The organism is Pirellulales bacterium, assembly GCA_019694455.1.
Classification (GTDB): domain Bacteria; phylum Planctomycetota; class Planctomycetia; order Pirellulales; family JAEUIK01; genus JAIBBY01.
This window is the reverse complement of record JAIBBY010000061.1, coordinates 1-17,720: the sequence shown is the minus strand read 5'-3', so window position 1 is coordinate 17,720 and position 17,720 is coordinate 1. Positions and strand designations below refer to the sequence as shown.

At 61.1% G+C, this 17,720-nt stretch carries 13 protein-coding genes; 6 read left to right on the top strand and 7 right to left on the bottom strand.

Going from position 1 to position 17,720, the window contains the following annotated elements; translation table 11 throughout:
* Positions 1-57: 57 nt before the first annotated feature.
* Both ahcY and K1X71_18425 read right to left on the bottom strand, forming a co-directional pair.
* Entirely contained in the window at positions 58-1,371 is a 1,314-nt protein-coding gene (gene ahcY / locus K1X71_18430) for an adenosylhomocysteinase (GenBank protein ID MBX7075124.1), read from the bottom strand.
* Positions 1,372-1,467: 96 nt separating this feature from the next.
* Positions 1,468-2,145 carry a phosphoribosylanthranilate isomerase gene (locus K1X71_18425; GenBank protein MBX7075123.1) on the bottom strand — a complete coding sequence of 226 codons (678 nt, stop codon included), beginning with the start codon at positions 2,143-2,145 and terminating at the stop codon, positions 1,468-1,470.
* 225 nt (positions 2,146-2,370) lie between these two features.
* Here K1X71_18425 and K1X71_18420 point away from each other — a divergent pair, with 225 nt between their 5' ends.
* Entirely contained in the window at positions 2,371-3,741 is a 1,371-nt protein-coding gene (locus K1X71_18420; protein ID MBX7075122.1) for an AAA family ATPase, read from the top strand.
* Positions 3,742-3,876: 135 nt separating this feature from the next.
* A complete protein-coding gene (locus K1X71_18415) occupies positions 3,877-6,318 on the top strand; it encodes a tetratricopeptide repeat protein (GenBank protein ID MBX7075121.1) in 2,442 nt (813 codons plus the stop codon).
* Here K1X71_18415 and K1X71_18410 read toward each other — a convergent pair.
* On the bottom strand, positions 6,287-7,639 hold the full coding sequence (locus K1X71_18410; GenBank protein ID MBX7075120.1) for an MFS transporter: 1,353 nt from the start codon (positions 7,637-7,639) through the stop codon (positions 6,287-6,289). The two genes, K1X71_18415 and K1X71_18410, sit on opposite strands and share 32 nt — an antisense overlap.
* 198 nt (positions 7,640-7,837) lie before the next feature.
* Here K1X71_18410 and K1X71_18405 point away from each other — a divergent pair, with 198 nt between their 5' ends.
* Positions 7,838-8,581, top strand: coding sequence for a polyprenol monophosphomannose synthase (locus K1X71_18405; protein ID MBX7075119.1), 744 nt, complete (start codon positions 7,838-7,840; stop codon positions 8,579-8,581).
* A 33-nt stretch (positions 8,582-8,614) separates the two neighbouring features.
* Here the strand turns inward: K1X71_18405 and glmM are convergent, their stop codons facing one another.
* Positions 8,615-9,958 (bottom strand): phosphoglucosamine mutase, encoded by a 1,344-nt coding sequence (glmM, locus tag K1X71_18400; protein ID MBX7075118.1) that lies wholly within the window; start codon positions 9,956-9,958, stop codon positions 8,615-8,617.
* 389 nt (positions 9,959-10,347) lie between these two features.
* On the opposite strand from glmM, the gene K1X71_18395 reads away from it, so the two are divergent.
* The 3 genes from K1X71_18395 to K1X71_18385 all read left to right on the top strand — a co-directional run bounded on the left by K1X71_18395 (position 10,348) and on the right by K1X71_18385 (position 14,488).
* Positions 10,348-12,171 carry a phospho-sugar mutase gene (locus tag K1X71_18395; protein ID MBX7075117.1) on the top strand — a complete coding sequence of 608 codons (1,824 nt, stop codon included), beginning with the start codon at positions 10,348-10,350 and terminating at the stop codon, positions 12,169-12,171.
* 173 nt (positions 12,172-12,344) lie between these two features.
* Complete coding sequence (locus K1X71_18390) at positions 12,345-12,893, top strand: inorganic diphosphatase (protein MBX7075116.1); 549 nt, start codon at positions 12,345-12,347, stop codon at positions 12,891-12,893.
* A 113-nt stretch (positions 12,894-13,006) separates the two neighbouring features.
* The gene (locus K1X71_18385; GenBank protein MBX7075115.1) at positions 13,007-14,488 is read left to right on the top strand and encodes an excinuclease ABC subunit UvrC; all 1,482 of its coding nucleotides are present in this window, start codon (positions 13,007-13,009) and stop codon (positions 14,486-14,488) included.
* Here K1X71_18385 and K1X71_18380 read toward each other — a convergent pair whose 3' ends face one another.
* The 3 genes from K1X71_18380 to K1X71_18370 all read right to left on the bottom strand — a co-directional run.
* On the bottom strand, positions 14,489-15,727 hold the full coding sequence (locus K1X71_18380; GenBank protein ID MBX7075114.1) for a beta-ketoacyl-[acyl-carrier-protein] synthase family protein: 1,239 nt from the start codon (positions 15,725-15,727) through the stop codon (positions 14,489-14,491).
* Positions 15,728-15,985: 258 nt separating this feature from the next.
* Positions 15,986-16,384, bottom strand: a complete 399-nt coding sequence (locus K1X71_18375) for a DUF1844 domain-containing protein (GenBank protein MBX7075113.1) — start codon at positions 16,382-16,384, stop codon at positions 15,986-15,988.
* Positions 16,385-16,406: 22 nt separating this feature from the next.
* Positions 16,407-17,720: CTP synthase (locus K1X71_18370; GenBank protein ID MBX7075112.1), on the bottom strand; the 1,314-nt coding region annotated here is incomplete at its 5' end.

Genomic DNA, 17,720 nt, shown 5'->3' with positions numbered 1-17,720 from the left:
GGCTCCGGGAGTTATCCCGAAGCCCTATGGCTTTGTCAAACGCCGGCGAATAGAGCACTAGTAGCGGTAATGCTCCGGCTTATACGGCCCCTCGATCGGTATTCCCAGATAGTCAGCTTGCGCTTTCGTGAGCTTGGTGAGCTTTACGCCTAGCTTGTCCAGGTGTAGCCGCGCCACTTCCTCATCGAGTTGCTTAGGCAGCACATGCACGCCAACTGGGTACTGGTCGGTCTCATTCCACAGCGCAATCTGTGCCAGCACCTGATTGGTGAACGAGCACGACATGACAAATGACGGGTGCCCGGTGGCGCAACCGAGGTTCACCAGCCGCCCCTCGGCCAACACAAGGATCGAGTGGCCGTCGGGGAAGGTGTACCGGTCGACCTGCGGCTTGATCTCTTCCTTCTTGATGTCCTTTCGCCCGTTCAGCCAGGCGATGTCGATCTCCAGATCGAAGTGTCCAATGTTGCACACGATCGCATCGTTGGGCATCTTCTCCATGTGCGATCCCATGATAATGTCGCGGCATCCGGTTGAGGTCACGAAGATCTGGCCTCGCGATGCGGCGTCCTCCATGGTCGTCACCTCGTACCCCTCCATCGCCGCCTGTAAGGCGTTGATGGGATCGACCTCGGTGATCAGCACGCGTGCGCCCAGCGATTTCATCGAATGGGCCGAGCCTTTGCCCACGTCGCCGTAGCCGCAAACGACCACAACCTTGCCCGCCACCATCACGTCGGTGGCCCGCTTGATGCCGTCGGCCAGCGATTCGCGGCAACCATAGAGGTTGTCAAACTTGCTCTTGGTGACCGAGTCGTTGATGTTGATCGCCGGCACCCGCAATTCGCCACGCGCATGCATCTGGTAAAGGCGATGCACGCCGGTGGTCGTCTCTTCCGACAACCCGCGGATTCCCCCCAGCAGTTCGGGATACTTCTGATGCACCATGGCGGTCAGGTCGCCGCCGTCGTCCAAGATCATGTTTAGCGGCTGGCCATCGGGAAAGAACAGCGTCTGCTCAATGCACCAGTCGAACTCCTCGTTCGTCTCCCCCTTCCACGCATACACCGGAATGCCAGCAGCCGCGATGCCAGCAGCCGCATGGTCTTGCGTGGAGAAGATATTGCAACTGCTCCAGGTGACTTCCGCTCCCAGTTCGATCAACGTCTCGATCAGCACCGCGGTCTGGATGGTCATGTGCAGGCAGCCGGCGATTCTCGCCCCCTTGAGCGGCTTGCTGCGGCCATATTTCGCTCGCAGCGCCATGAGGCCAGGCATTTCGTTCTCGGCGAGCCGAATCTCTTTGCGCCCCCAGTCGGCGAGCGAGAGATCGGCGACCTTATACGGCAATTTGGTCTCGACCTGGGCCACGGCGAACTCCTTATAGAATGCAGGCGAATAAAGCGGCCCCTTATCGTAAATTGCATCCACGCAGCCTGGCAAGACCGTGGAATCTCGGCGACCGCACTATGGACGCCGTGTCTCGGTCAATCGGTCAAAAGCCTGCCGCGCGGCGCTTACAAAGGCGGCGATCAATGCCGGGTCCTTGTGACCCGGACTGCTCTCGACGCCGCTGGCAGTGTCGACCGCCAGTGGCTCCACCATCGCAATGGCCTCCGCAACCGTCTCTGCCCGCAAGCCTCCCGCCAACACCAAGGGCGGCATCTCGCGATTCGACTGGTGGTCCACGAGCGTCAGCCAATTGATGGTCGCGCCAGTGCCCCCGTAGTGACCAGGTCGAAAGGCGTCCATCAACACCATCTCGGGCATACGGCCCAGCTCGCGGCAACGTTCGAGATACTCAAGCGCCGGAGCCAGGCCGTCCTCGGCGCAGCGAAATGCCTTCAACGTGGGGCGATTGCCGAGCGCGCCCAAATACTCGGGCGGCTCATCGCCATGAAGCTGAATCAAATCCAGACCAATTTGGTCATAGATATCCAAGACCAATCGATCCGTGGAATTGACGAAGACCCCTACTTTCATCACATCTGCGGGCAGCGCACGCACGATGGCGCTCGCCGTTTGTTCGTCGACCCACCGCGAGCTGCCGGGAAAGAAGTTCAAGCCGATTGCGTCCGCGCCCGCCTCTGCCGCAGCCAGCGCGTCTTGAACCGTCGTAATGCCGCAGATCTTGATTTCAAACACGAGCAGGCAATCCCCCCCAAGTGGAGCGTTAATAGCGTTGATAGCGACTACAGAGCTTGTCATCAAGCACCGCGCCCATTCTCCTTGAAACTGGGCGAGCAATGAGGACCAGCCCCCCTCTCAACCGCGCCGGTCATGGCCGCCGCGTGCAGCGACCGAAAACTAGAAGTGCCATTACATCGTCCGGCAGGACGCCGTCTCAATTGTCGCAGGATGCCTTCACCGATGTATGAATCGTTTTACCGCCTGTCGGCCCGCCCCTTCTCCGCGGTTGTCGATCCGCTGCGTTATTTTCCGGCTGCTTCGATCGACGCGGCTCGCCAAGCGATCACACGGTGCATCGAGCGGTCGGAAGGTATGGCAGTGGTGATCGGTTCGGCCGGCTCGGGCAAGAGCATGCTTTGCGAGCGGCTCGCCACCGAACTGCGACCCATGGTCCAGGTGGTGACGGTCGTCGCTGGCGGCATCACAAGTCGCCGCGGACTCTATCAGGCATTGCTCAGAGGACTCGGATTGCCGTATCGGCTCGGCGAAGGGGAGCTACGGCTGTCACTTGAAGACCATCTCAGACATGGCGCCGAACCGCAGCGCGGCCAGGTCTTCTTGATCGACGAAGCGCAGTCGCTCGCCACGCCGCTGTTGGAAGAGTTGCGCATCGTATCGAGCATGGCGCCGCAGGTGAGAATGGTCCTCTTTGGCGGGCACGAACTCGAAGAGCGCTTGGCCAGCCCCAAACTCGAATCGCTCAGCCAGCGGCTCGCGGTGCGCTCGTATTTGCAACCGTTCGACAAGCTGGAAACTCACGACTATCTGGCCGCGAGGCTTGCCGCCTGCGGAGTCAAAATCGAGTCGTTGTTCGATGCCGATGCCATCTCCCGAGTGCAGTTTGCCACCGAGGGGGTGCCACGGTTGATCAATCAGCTTTGCGACCATGCGCTGTTGCTCGGCTTTGCCGGCGGCCGCAGGCGCATCCCGGCGGCCGGTATCGACGAGGCCTGGGCCGACCTGCAGCAACTTCCCACGCCCATGGGCGCCGGCATCGCGATCCAATCGCGTAGCGAACCCGCTGCGGACGTAATCGAATTCGGATCGCTCGACGACGAAGATGCGCCGTTCACGCCTGCTGTCGAAGCGGTCGCCGCGCGCCCCGCGCCCGACCCGCTCGAACAGCAGACAGTGCTCGAACCGGCCGACATGGCGTGCCAGCAACTCGCCCGCATCGAGGCGCATCTCGGTCGTCTGGAGGCCGAGTTCGATCCCTCCCAGCAGGCCCCGGTCAGTCCCGCGGCCTCTGGCATAGTCTTTGAACAAGAGGAGGTGGTGGTCGATCGCTATGCCAAGCTAGAGCAAGCAGCCAACCAACGGCGCCGCGACCGAACCTCGCCGCCGTCGAACGCTCCCGCCAGGCAGGCTCGACCCGAACTCCTGACGGTTGCCCACGACCACGAGGAGGAAGCCGCAATCGAGGATATCGACTCCGATCTGATCGTGATCGAGGACGACCCCCCTTCGGTGCCGATTCGCACGGCGGTCAACCGCCCTGCTGCCCGCCGCCAGGAGTATGGCCAGCTATTCGCCAAGCTGCGCCGCGGTTAGTACTTGCGGCGAGGCGAGAAGTTTGCCAAGACGGCCCACTTCCCCAGCCGGTCAGCCAGCTAGATCGGGCTTGTTCGCCACTCCGTTTCGGTGCTACCGTTGCCCCACTTTTGGCAATGGTCGGAGGCGAACGGCATGCGCGGACCCAGGCGAGAAGCAGCTTCTCCAACTCCGAATCCCCCTCAAGCGGCACACTGGACAGTACGCCTCGCGCCGTTTCTGCTCATTACGGCGTGCATACTAGGTGTCTATTCCCAATCACTGCAATTCGACCTGCTGGGCTGGGACGACCACTACAACCTGTCGGCCGATCCGAGACTCAATCCGCCGTCGCTGGACGGCACGGTCAGCTTTTGGACGCAGCCCAACCTCGGCCTCTACGCTCCGTTGTCCTACACCCTGTTCGCGGTTGAGGCTGCTATTTGGCGCGTCCCCAGCGTCGCTGGCGCTACGGTTATCAACCCGCGCGTCGTCCATGCCGGCAGCATCTTGTTGCATCTGGCCTGCGCATGGCTCGTCTATTGCATCGTGCAGCGACTGGTGGCGCATCGGGCCGCGGCCTGCTGCGCGGCCTTGCTCTTTGCGCTACATCCTATTCAAGTGGAGTCTGTCTGTTGGGCGACGGAGACGCGCGGCCTGCTTGCGGCGCTCTTCTCGCTAGCGGCAATTGCAGTCTATCTTTCGACTCTTTCGATCGGCGGCGATTCACGATCCGAATCGTCGAGTTTGCGCCACGGCCTGATCGCGCTCCTTTTCGCCGCTGCGCTGTTGTCAAAACCATCGGCGGCCAGCTTGCCGATTCTGTTGTTCGCGCTGGCCGTCTACGGTCGTGATCGTCGCGCGGCCACGCGCGTGCTGCTCGTTGCCATGCTCCTGATGTCGGCCGCGCTACTCGGTTTCACGGCGACGCTTCAGCCGGCCGGACTGATTGATGGAGTAGCCCCTTGGTATCTGCGTCCGCTCGTCACTGCCGACGCAGTGGCGCATTACTTGTGGAAGCTCGTCGCGCCATTCCAACTGGGGCCAGACTATGGCTGGCGATACGACTGGCTGTCGGGGCGCTGGTGGTTCTACGCCGTGTGGTTGATGCCGGCCTTCGTCGCCACGCTGCTTGTTCGCTATCGAGCGGTTCGGCCCGCGCTGCTGGGGTTGGCAATCTTGATCGCCGCGCTACTCCCCACACTGGGACTGGTCCCGTTCGGATTCCAAGAAATCAGCACTGTGGCCGATCGCTATGCCTATCTCGGCGTGCTCGGCCTGGCAGTGGCGGCCGCGGCGCTATTGGCCCGGCATTGGTCGTTTGGCGCGGCCGTGGCTTCGGGCGTGCTTCTCGCAATCCTGGCGGGCATTAGTCATCATCAGGCGAGTCATTGGAAAAGCGACTCGCAGTTGCTGTCGCACATGTTGACCGTCAACAAACGCAGCTTTGTCGCGTTTACCAATCTTGGAGAATCAGCCGATCGCCGTGGTCAGCCGCAAACCGCGGCCCGCTATTACGAACGCGCGCTGCAGATCAATCCGCGCTATGCGCTCGCCTGGTATAACCTCGGCACGCTGCGACTCGGCACGCGCGAACTAGCTGCTGCCAAAGCGGCGCTCCTGCGAGCCAATGAACTGGCGCCGGGCAAGCTGGAAACGCTCACTAACCTTGGTCGCGTCTTGATCGACAGCGGCGATGCCGCAGCGGCGATTCCGTATCTGAAAAAAACAATCGCCTCCAATCCGCAATCACCCGAGGCGCAGGCCACGCTGGGCGATGCGTACACCCAAACCGAGCAGTTCACCGCCGCCGATCGCTGTTTGGCCCAGGCATTACGCCTACGTCCCGATTTCATCGACGCGCTATACATCTCCGCCGATCTCCGTCGTCGCCAAGGGCGCCGCCAAGAGGCCCGCGATCTGTTGGTCAAAGCGGTAGAGATCCAGCCTGGCTTTGTCGGCGCGCTCTACGCGCTGGGTGAATTGCATGCCGCCGACGAGCAATGGCCCCAGGCCGAGGCGTTCTTTACATCCGCCATGCATCAAGCGCCAGGCCTGTTGCAAGCGCACTACCGCCGGGCATACGCCCAGATCAAGCAGGGGCGTCTAGCCGCCGGGCGGCAATTGCTCGATGCGCTCCTCACCAAGCACCCCAACTATCCAGAGCCTTATCTGGGGCTGGCCGATGCGGCGATCCAAGAGGGCAATTCGCAGGCCGCTGTCGTGCTCTATCAAGGCGCGCTAAAAGTTCGGCCGAAATGGAGCGCCGCCCTCACGGAGCTTGCCTGGGTCTTTGCCACCAGCCCCGATCGTTCGGTGCGCAAACCCCAGCAAGCGCTCCAGATTGTTCAGGAACAGATCAAGCAAGACCCATCAGCCAATGCGCGAACGCTGGATGTGCTCGCTGCCGCTCAAGCCGCCTCAGGCGAATTTGCTGCGGCGCGCGACTCCGCAAAGCGAGCCATTGCCTTGGCGGACAAAGAGCATGAAACGCTGCTCGCGTCCCGAATCCAAGACAGATTGGGCCACTACCAGCGCGGCGAGTCGTTTGTCGATCGGCCTAGCGTCACAGCCGTGGCCGAACTGCCGAAACAGTAGCCGGAATCGCCAGTTCACCAGGTGCCACGCCGGAACCGAGCTTGTAGGCCCGATGTGGATCAAGTTGCCCGCGGGTCGCCATCGCATACCACGCGGTCGCGGCCGCAAACAAAACAGAAAGAGTCACGAACAACGTGGGATATTTCGGCAACCCGGCCGAATCCGCGAGGCCAAGAATCGCGCCGGTGGCGGGTGATCCAAGCAGCATGCCCAGATCGAACATCGTCAACATTAAAGTCGTTCCCAAACCACGATAGCGCCGCGGAAACGACGCGCTCCCTCCTGCGGTGACGGCCGGAAACAAGAACGCATGTCCAACACCCACCAGTACCGCCGGAAACGCCAACTCCCACTCGGCGCGAACCGCCAGGTACGACAACATGCTCGCCGCCAGGCAACCGACTCCCAGGATGACCATGCGGCGAATGCCAACACGCTCGGGCAGCCGTCGAATGGAGAGCCGTGTAACGAAGGCTGTTACCGCGTAAATCGTGAAGAACGTGGCTATTCCATCAATGCCCAGACTGGCGGTGAAAGGTCGCAAAAAGGTTGTCGCCAATCCCAGTCCAAACCCTTGCGTGATGCCCATCAAGAGCAGTGGACCGGGATGGTAGCGCTTGAGCAGCCACAGCACCGGCACTCGGCGCCGCGTCATTGGCGCGGCGTCCTTACGTGTGGCCAAAAGCGCCAATACGCCCGACACCAGGCCCATTACGGCCGCGGCCCAGAACATGCGTTCGACGCCCGATGCAGTGATGGCGCCAGAACCATACAGTTTGTCCACGATCAAGGCGCCCAGGATCATTCCCAGGAAGCCCGAGGTGCCGAGAGTTCCCACCACCTCGGTCATTCGATACACCGGCGCTTGACGCGAAATATAGGTGATCGAGGCGCCAAAGATCCCAGCCAGGCTGGTTTGGTACAGGATCCGCAGCGCGTACACGCCAGGGCCGTGAATGTCTTGCACCCACAAGTGCCCCACGCAGGCCAGCACATAGCCCACGCTGGAAATGACCCAAATGCGGCGCACACCGTAGGTGTCGATACCCACACCCTGCGCGGCGCGCATCAGCAAACTGCCGATCATGCCTGCCCCGACAATGACTCCCAGTTCCAGTTCCGTGCCGTCGTGCAGCGACACGAAATCGCCATAGCGAAACATGGTCGCATTGGCCGTTGTGATGAACAGGTTCGAGAGGTACGTGAACCAAAAGGTCCGGCCGTAGGTAGGCTCCGCTTCTCGGCGTGGCGCAGCGAATTGTCTCCGTTCGACCGCCGTGCGGGCATGCAGCGGCATCGCGGTCGAAGACGTACGGATCATGGCGAGACGTTTTCAGGCGGGAGAGTTAGGCGGGAATGTAGAGTATAGGCGCCGGTCGCACTCAGGGCGAATATCGATCTGACGAATTGCCCTGGCGCCGCGACCTATCTGGCAATACGACAAACCTTGCAGCGTTTGGGTTCAATCGGTCGACCCGGCAGGACACTGTCGCACATTTGAAACCACAGCGAGGATCGCTTGACCGCACCAGTCAAAACTCTAGTGACATTGGCCACTTACAACGAAATCGACAATCTACCGTCGCTGGTCGATGAGATTCTTGGGTTCGTGCCGCACGCCCATGTGCTGGTAATTGACGACAACTCACCAGACGGCACCGGCCGCTGGTGCGACGAGCGGGCCGGCGCCGATCCACGCGTCCAATGTCTGCACCGCACCGGTAAGCTCGGCCTGGGCACCGCCATCATCGCCGGGCTCAAAGCGGGCATGGAGCGGGGCTACGATCAGATCGTCAACATGGACGCCGATTTCAGCCATCATCCCCGCTATTTGCCAGCGATCCTGGCCGGCATGCAACCGGCAAACGGGCCGCCAGTCGATTGTATGATCGGCTCACGCTATTGTCCGGGCGGCGGTGTCGATGGCTGGCCGGTCAAGCGTTTGATGATGAGCCGCGCGGTCAACTTCTATGCGCGCACCATGCTCGGCTTGTCGCCACAAGATTGTAGCGGCGCATATCGCTGCTACCGCGCGTCGATCCTACGAAAGATCGAATTCGATCGTATTCGCTCGCGCGGCTATGCGTTTCAGGAAGAGATTCTCTTGCATATCAAGAACGCGGGCGGCCGTTTTGGCGAAACGCCGATCATCTTCGCCGATCGGGTGAAAGGAGTTTCCAAGATCAATCGCAAGGAAGCGCTAGAAGCCCTGCGCGTGATTTTCCAGCTTGGCGCGAGTCGCCTGAATCCCTTCGCGAATTGAACCGGCTCGGCGCCGGCACCTACTCGCACGTTGCTAGGCCTTGGCCAGCACTGCCGCTGCGTCGCTGCACAGCTCCTCGCCGGCCTCCTTGGTTGGGGCCTCCGCGATGATCCGCACAATCGGCTCGGTGTTGCTCGCGCGCACCAGCAGCCATTGGTCGTCCCAATCCAACCTCAGGCCGTCCATATGGTCGCTCGTGGCGGTTTTGAAGTGCTTCTCCAGCTTTTTCAGCCCCGACGCCACCTTTTTCGCGTCGAGCGGCGCCTTGGTCTTCACGATCTCGTATCTCGGTAGCTCGTCCGCCAGGACGCTGATCGCCATCTCGCGCTGCGCCATGGCCTCCAAAACCAATGCCATGCCCACAAAACTATCGCGCACGTAGCCCACGCGCGGGTCGATCACGCCGCCGTTTCCTTCACCTCCCAGGATCGCGTCATGACGCCGCATCACCTCCACCACGTTCGCTTCCCCCACCGCCGAGCGATAAAACGGCGCCTCATAGCGCTTGGCAAGGTCCTCGGTCATGCGGCTTGTGGAGCAATTGGTCACAATCGCCCCGCGACGGCTTCGCAGCACATGGTCCACACACAAGGCCAGTGTGTACTCCTCGCCGAGATAGCGCCCCTGTTCGTCGATGATCGCCAGTCGATCGGCGTCCGGGTCCTGGCAGAAGCCAATGTCCGCCTTGATCGCCGGCACACGGTCGGTCACGGTCGCCAGATTCTCCTCCGTTGGCTCCGGTGGATGCTCGAACAGGCCGTCTGGCTCGCCACCCAGCACCGTCACTTTGCAGCCGAGCGATTCGAGCAGCATGCTTCCCAAGTCGCTTCCGGCGCCGTGATTGGAATCGAGCAGTACGTGAAAGCGGCGTCCCTGAATCAGGCCGACATCGACGATCATCTCCAGCAGACGCAGATGCGGATCGTCGGGCCGCGCGCAGGTTTGCACGCTTCCCAGGTGATCGTGCGTGGCCCACAACGGTTCCGCCTTTTGATAGGCGTCGATCACGCGCTGACCCTCTGCCGCCGAAATGACGTTTCCCGCGGCCGAGAACAACTTGATGCCGTTGTATTGCGGAGGATTATGGCTGGCCGAAATTTGGATGCCGCCCGCTGCTCGGTAATGTCGAACCAAAACACCGGTCGTCGGCGTGGCGGCCACGTCCGCATCAATCACTTCGCGCCCCACCGCTTGCAGGCCACTGCGAATCGCGTCGGCCAGCATTCGGCCCGTCGCCCGCCCGTCTCGCGTCATCACAATGGGACCGGCGGGGATTTCTCGCGCGAACGCGCAGGCAAACTGAAGCGCGCCCACGGGAGTCAGCGACTCTCCCACTACGCCACGCAGCCCCGAAACGCTAATGATCAATTCCGACACAGTTGCACGTCCCAAGTTGCCTGTAAAGTCAATTCACAGCGAAGTATAGATCAAATGTGCCGGCGCAACAGGCGCGGCTTTCCATTGCCGCCAATGGTGATTCTCCGCCTCAGCGTCGTGGCGAGACCGACGGGGTTCCCCAGTCGTACGGTCGATTCGTCGCAAATCCCGCTTCGAAGCGATATTTAGCCGCTACGCAGGGCCTCGAATCATGGCTTGTTGCCGAAAGCAATTTCCGCACAATTCTATCTGTGGACCGCCCAGATTCTGGCGCCTGTAGGTCAACGCACGGATGAGAAGCTGGAAATAGATGCCGTCCGCATGCTCACTCTTTCACGCAGGCGAAAACGAATTCGCCAGCCGGCCGCCAAATTGAACCGAGTCTGAGAATGTCTCGCCAAATTGAAAGCGCCCAACAGGCGCTAACGCTGCTGGACGAAGCTGCCGCCGCAAACCAACTGACGGCTGGAGCGGTCGCCAATATCCGCGCTTGGCTGACCGACGCTCGCTACGCCGAATACGTTCCGCAGGTTGTCGAACATGTTCAGCAAAAAAAATGGCGCGAACTCGACGACGCCTTTTGGACCATCATTCCCTTCGGCACCGGTGGCCGCCGCGGAAAGATGTATCCGATCGGTTCCAACGCCATTAACGATCGCACCATGGGCGAAAGCGCTCAGGGCCTTGCCGAGTATGTGCGACAAGTCCATGGCGACGGCGCTCAATTATCGTGCGCCATCGCCTACGACACTCGTCACCGTTCCCGCCACTTCGCCGAACTCTGCGCCGAAATCATGGTTGCGAGTGGCTTCAAGGTTTATTTTCTCGATGGCGTTCGCAGCACCCCGGAGTGTTCGCTGGCCGTGAGGCAAAGCCGCTCCACTTGCGGCATCATGATTACCGCCAGCCACAACCCGCCGAGCGACAACGCCGTCAAAGCCTATTGGTCCACGGGCGGCCAACTCTTGCCACCGCACGATCAAGGTGTGATCGACCGTGTCATGCAGGTTCAATTGGTCCGGCGCGTCCCCTTTGCCGAAGCACTCAACTCCGGCCAAGTCGAATACTGCCAGGAACGGATGGATCGCGCGTATCACGAGGCCCTGCTGGCGCAGAGCAGTCCCGGTCCGCGCGACATCAAGATCATCTACTCCCCGATGCACGGAGTCGGCGCGATCGCGCTCTTGCCCGCCTTGGCCTCCGCCGGCTTCGACCAGGTGGAGCAGTTCGGACCACATGCCGAGCCTAACGGCGATTTCCCCAATGTGCCCGGCCATGTCGCCAATCCCGAAAACCCAGAAACATTCGATGCGCCGATCGCGCGCGCTCGTGAGTGCGGCGCCGAACTGGTCATTTCCACTGATCCAGACGCCGATCGCCTGGGCTGCGCGGCCCCGCTGCGTATCGGGGCCAGCGAGTGGTCGGTGTTTACCGGCAACCAAATCGCCGCGCTGCTGGTCGATCATGTGCTGGAAACGCGCCGCTCGCGTCTGACGCCAACCAGCTACGTGGCCAAAACTCTGGTCACCACCGAAATGGTCCGGCGCATCGCCGATTCGTATGGCGTCGATTGCGTCGGTAACTTGCTAGTGGGCTTCAAATGGATCGGCGGCCTCATCGAGGAACGCGGGCCGGCCGGGTTTCTGTTCGGGGCCGAGGAGTCCAATGGCTACCTAGCTGGCGCCCACGTTCGCGATAAAGACGCCGCTGTCGCTGCCCTGCTCATTGCCGAATTGGCCGCCAACTGCAAGTCCCGCGGGCAATCGCTGCACGAAAAGCTCGATGCGCTATATTGGCAGTTTGGCTGCCATCTGGAAAAGACCGTCTCGAAGACGATGCCCGGTTCGTCGGGGATGGCCCGTATGCGAGAATTGATGGGGCGGTTGCGTACTGAACCTCCGCGGCAAATTGCCGGACTGCAAGTGTCGCGGATTCGCGATTTTGAACGCGGGCTCATCATCGATCGAGCGGGTCGCGAAACGCCCGCCGAATTGCCGCAAGGCGACATGGTGATTCTCGATCTGGAGTCGGAGGGCAATTACGTCGCCATTCGCCCTTCGGGAACCGAACCAAAAGTGAAGTTCTACGCATTTGCCTACGAACCAGCGGAGATGTTGGCCAATCTGGAAGACACCAAGGCCGAACTACAAACGCGACTCGGCGCCATGACAAGCGACCTGGCGACCTATGCCGACCAAACCAGCAATGTGTAGTCGCGAGTTGCCACAAGAGGCGGACGGAAACTGGGCTCCCCAGTTGGAGCTATGCTCTTGAAGATTCAGATCAACATGGAATAACCGAATTTGGTTCGGATCGCCGGTTGCACGGCGTCCGCGGCCTTTCCGACGCAAACGAGTACAGAGAAACAGCAACCGAAAGAAGTCTCATGCACCCCTGGCACGATGTGACCCCTCGGCGAGCCACCCCGCTCGAATTCACCGCCGTTATCGAGATTCCGATGGGATCGAGCGTCAAGTACGAGCTCGACAAACGCACCGGACTGCTCAAGCTCGATCGCATGCTCTATTCCGCCGTCTATTATCCAGCCAACTACGGATTCATTCCGCAAACGTTGGCCGAAGACGACGATCCGCTGGACATTCTGGTCCTCTGTCAGGAGCCGGTCGCCCCGCTCACTTTGGTGTCGGCTCGCGCCATCGGCCTGATGACGATGGTCGACGCAGGAAAAAAAGACCACAAGATTCTAGCGGTGGCGGTCAACGACCCAGAATACGCGGGCTATGAAGAAGCACAGCAACTGCCAGGCCATCGACTGATGATGTTGCGCCGCTTTTTTCAGGACTACAAAACGTTGGAAGGCAAGACGGTCAGCGTCGACGAATTCGAACCCGCTAGCACCACCAGCCCGGTCATCGAAGAAGCCCTGACACGCTACAGCGTCCAGCGCAGCCGTGGCTTCCACGAGTTCGCTTAACGGCAACCGCGCAGGCCAAGAGCGGACGATTTGCCGGGGCGCGCGTACAATGGCAAAGTCTCCGCTGAGCAACTTGCATGGCCCGCCGCAAGCGACAAGATGATGATCGCCGAATGCCGCTCGATGCGACTGACATCGAGTGGGCGCCCACGTTGAGTCCTGCGTCGGCCGACGCCGAATTGCCGGAACTCGACGCCGCCAGCGTGGACGAGTCCGAAGTCGATGCGGCGCTCGACGCTGCTGCTGTCGAACCGCGCGAAGCGGAGTCTGACGAGTCGCCGCACGAGTTCGGATTTCGCCGCGCCGCGACCAAGGTGCGCGAGTTTCCCCGTACGCCCGGGCTGTACCTGATGAAGGACGCAGCCGGTCGTGTGATCTACATCGGCAAAGCAAAAAACCTGCGAGCCCGCGCCGGGAGCTACTTTCTCAAGGCGGCCGCGCACGATCGACGCACAGCCGACCTGGTTCGCGAGATCGCTGACATCGACCATCTGGAGTGCGATAGCGAGGTCGACGCCGTGTTGGCCGAGGCACGGCTGATCAAAGACATCCAGCCCCGCTTCAATGTTGATCTCAAGGACGACAAATCGTTTCCCTATCTGGAAATCTGCACGCGCGAGGACTTTCCACGTGTGCAGTTCACTCGCGAGCCCAGCGAACGCGGCACCAAGCTCTATGGACCGTTCGCCAATGCCGGCGCGCTGCGCGGCGCGATTGCTGTGTTACAGAAGATCTTCAAGTTTCGCACCTGCACGCTGGATATTGAGGCCGACGACGAGCGCTGGCGCTGGTTTCGCCCTTGCCTGTTGGCGAGCATCAATCAATGCACCGCCCCCTGCAATTTGCGCATCAGCAAAGACGACTACCGCCGCGACATTCGCCGCTTGCAGCTTTTCCTCGAAGGTGGCAAGCAGCGCTTGCTGACCGAAATGCGAAACGAAATGGCCGACGCCGCCAAGGAGTTGCGGTTTGAGAAGGCGGCTCGCCTACGCGACGAGATTCAGATGCTCGAAAATCTCGATCGGCGCGGCGAACTCGATGAGCATGTGCAGCCCGAGGTCTTTTACATCGATCCCAAGAAGGGACTCGCCGGCCTGAAGAAGCTGCTCAAACTGGAACAAACGCCCAGGACCATCGAAGGGGTCGACATCGCTCATCTGGGCGGCGGCGAGACGGTCGCCAGCTTGGTGCAGTTCATCGATGGGTTGCCGTTCAAGCCGGGGTACAAGCGATTTCGCATTCGCGGCGTGCAAGGGGTCGACGACTTTGCCAGCATTCACGAAGTAGTCGCGCGCCGCTTCCGCCGTCTCGATCAGGACGGCGACATGTTTCCCGATATCTTGCTCATCGATGGCGGCAAAGGACAGCTTGGCGCCGGCTTGGCCGCGTTCGAGCAGCTTGAAATCACTCCTCCCACTGTGCTGTCGCTGGCCAAACGCGACGAAGAAGTGTTCGTCATGGGCAATAGCGAACCGCTTCGCATGTCGCGCCATTCCTATGCGTTACGGCTGTTGCAGTATGTGCGCGACGAGGCGCATCGCTTTGCGCAACACTATCACCACATCTTGCGACGAAAAAACACTTTCGGCGAGTAACTACGCCGCTGTCTCCACCGGCCGCGCCTGCGCGTCGGGCCAACGCCGGATTGCCACGGCCACCAGGTGTCCGCCAAACGCCACCGATAACTTCATCGCGTGCTCCAGCGGCAGATGGCAGCCGACTAGCGGCGTGCAGTCCAGATCGCACTGCGGGTCTTGATTGGTCAAATTGGCCGTTGGTGGCACAAAACCGTCGCGCAGAGCCAAGGTGGTGAGCGCCAGTTCCACGCTGCCGGAGGCGTTCACCAAGTGCCCCAACATCGACTTGAGCGCGCTGACGCGCGTTCGATCCGCGGCGGCGCCCATCGCATGGCGAATGCCGCGCGTCTCCACGATGTCGTTTTGCACGGTGCCGGTGCCATGTACGTTGATGTAGTCAATGTCGGTCGGCTGCAGCTTCGATTTGCGCAGCGTCTCGGTGATCAAATGCGCCAGCGACGTTGAGTCATCGTCGAGACTCGTCACATGGTGCGCCTCGGCGTGCATGGCGCTCCCCAGGATCTCGGCGTAAATATGCTCCGCGCCACGCCGCCGCGCATGGCTCAGCCGCTCGACGACAAAAATCGCCGCTCCCTCCCCCATGACGAAGCCACTGCGGGCACGATCGAACGGCCGGCAGGCCTGCTGCGGGTCGTCGTGTTGCGCCAAGACGCGCATCTGGTCAAAACCCGCCGCGAACAGCGGATGCAAGAAGTCGCCACTCCCGACTACGGCGATGTCGCACTGTCCGTCTCGTATCGAGCGAACACCGGCCAAAATGTCGATCAGTCCGCTCGCGCACGCGGTCGAATGGCAGATGCGCGGCCCCAGGAGCCCATATTCGTTCGCCACCGACACGCAACTACTGTTGGGCATCCACTGCGCCCACCAAGGCAAGGCGCCCGGCGCGCTGTCGTCGTACATCCCTAATTGCGATTCGACAAACCCGGTGTCCCCCATGTGGCCACTGATTGCGCAGCCAAATCGCTCGCGGTCCACTCGCGTCCAATCCAGGCCGGCATCCGCCACCGCCTCCGCGGCGGCAAGCCGGCAGATCGTGGTCACTTTCATGCGCCGCGGCACGTCAGCCAGCACGTCGACCGGCGCGCCGATCATCAATTCATCGGGGATTCCCAACAGGCCGGTTAGCCGGCGCACGCCGGATTGCCCCGCGCAGACCTGCCGCCATACCGCTTCGCGGTGGTCTCCCACCGACGCGATAATGCCAATGCCGGTGACGACAATTGGCTCGTCCATCGATGGCTGCGATAGTTCCATTCCGCGATAGGCCGCGCTCGATGTGGCTGGGCGACGCGCAGAGACTCCGGTCCGTTGCGTAACGCCAACATTAGCCGCCTTTTTCCGCCGCGACTAGCCGGCTTGCGCGCAAGCGTGAATGCCCATCAATGCCAGACGCTGTAAGCCGCGCACAAAATAGCCAACAACAGGGGAAAATGTTGACGCTAGCCGCTAGCGGAACTCAAGCTGGGTGCCCTCAAGAGTTCGGCTGTGAGCTCATCGGGCCTGGTCGGCCCCGCCACCCGATTCCTGATATCCCTTCACAGCCACAAAGCCCATCCGCAACTCATTGAGCAGACGTGATAGCAGATCGCTCTCTTCCGGCGACCGATTCCCCACCGTTTTGTCTTCGAGCACCTGCAATAGATCAATGACGTGCCGCGCTTGATCCAGATCGATATCAACCTGCTCTGTCAGCGGATTCTGCGCCGCGCCCAGCGCAATCGCGGCTTGCGTCGCTAGCATGCCGATCAGCACCTCGAAGGATGCGGCGGGGTAGGGTGTCAGGCGCTCCGCAGGCTTGGTTTGTTCGGCCCGCTCCGCCGCGTCGCGCTCGGCCTGCACCTGGCTCTTCCAATCCTCGTCGATGATGATCCGCTGCTTTTCGTCAGGCATCGGTGGTTCCCCCATTTGCAGATCAGACTTGCGGCGTTTCCGCCTCTTTGGCGCGCTCGCCACGCAGTGCATGCCGTTCGATCGCCGCCGACACAAAAGCGGCGAACAAAGGATGCGATTTTGTGGGCTTGGATTTGAACTCGGGATGGAACTGCACCGCCACGAACCACGGGTGATCGTTCAACTCAACGATCTCCACCAGCGAACCCTCCGGGCTAGTGCCGACCGCTTCCATCCCATGTGCCGAATACTGCTGCCGGTACACGTTGTTGAACTCATACCGGTGGCGATGCCGTTCCTCGATTTTGTCCGCGTCGTAAGCTTGCGCCGCGCGACTGCCTGCGGCCAACCGCGCGGGGTGCGCTCCAAGCCGCATGGTGCCTCCTTTTTGGGTGATCTGCCGCTGCTCGTCCAGCAGGCAAATCACAGGATGCGCGGAATCCTTATCAAACTCGGTCGAATGAGCGCCTGACAAGCCGATCACGTGCCTGCCAAACTCGATTACGGCGCACTGCATTCCGAGGCAAATGCCGAAAAATGGTATCTCACGCTCGCGTGCGAAACGGATGGCCTCGATCTTTCCTTCGATGCCGCGCTCGCCAAATCCCCCCGGCACCAGCACGCCGTCGTAACCAGAGAGTAAGCGCTCCGGCCCCTCGCGTTCGACCAGTTCGCTCTGAATGCGTTGAATCCGAATCTGCGCCCGGTTGGCCATGCCCGCATGATCGAGCGATTCGTAAATCGACTTATATGCATCGCGGTGCTCGGCGTACTTCCCCACCACCGCGATGCTGATCTCGTGTTCTGGGTTGCGCAGCCGGTGCAGCAAGTCGCGCCAGGTATCAAGCTGTAGCTTGCCGGCCGGCAGGTTGAGCTTGCGCACAATCAGCTCATCAAGCTGGTTGTCGACCAGGCTCAACGGCACCTCGTAGATCGAAAAATCCTTGTCCTTTTCTTCGATGACCGCGTCGAGCTTCACGTTGCAAAACAGCGCGATCTTGGCGCGGTCGTCCCGGCTGAGGCTCCGTTCCGTGCGGCAAATCAAGATATCGGGCTGAATGCCGATCTCGCGCAATTGCCCCACCGAATGCTGCGTCGGTTTGGTCTTCAACTCGCCAGCCGCCTTCAAGTACGGCACCAGCGTCAAATGGATATACAGGCAGTTTTCTTCTCCCACATCGAGCGAAAACTGGCGAATTGCCTCCAGAAACGGCTGGCTCTCGATGTCGCCCACCGTGCCGCCGATTTCGGTGATGACGACATCCACGCCCGGCGCGTCCAACTTCTGGATCACGCCCTTGATCTCGTTGGTGATGTGCGGAATGACCTGCACGGT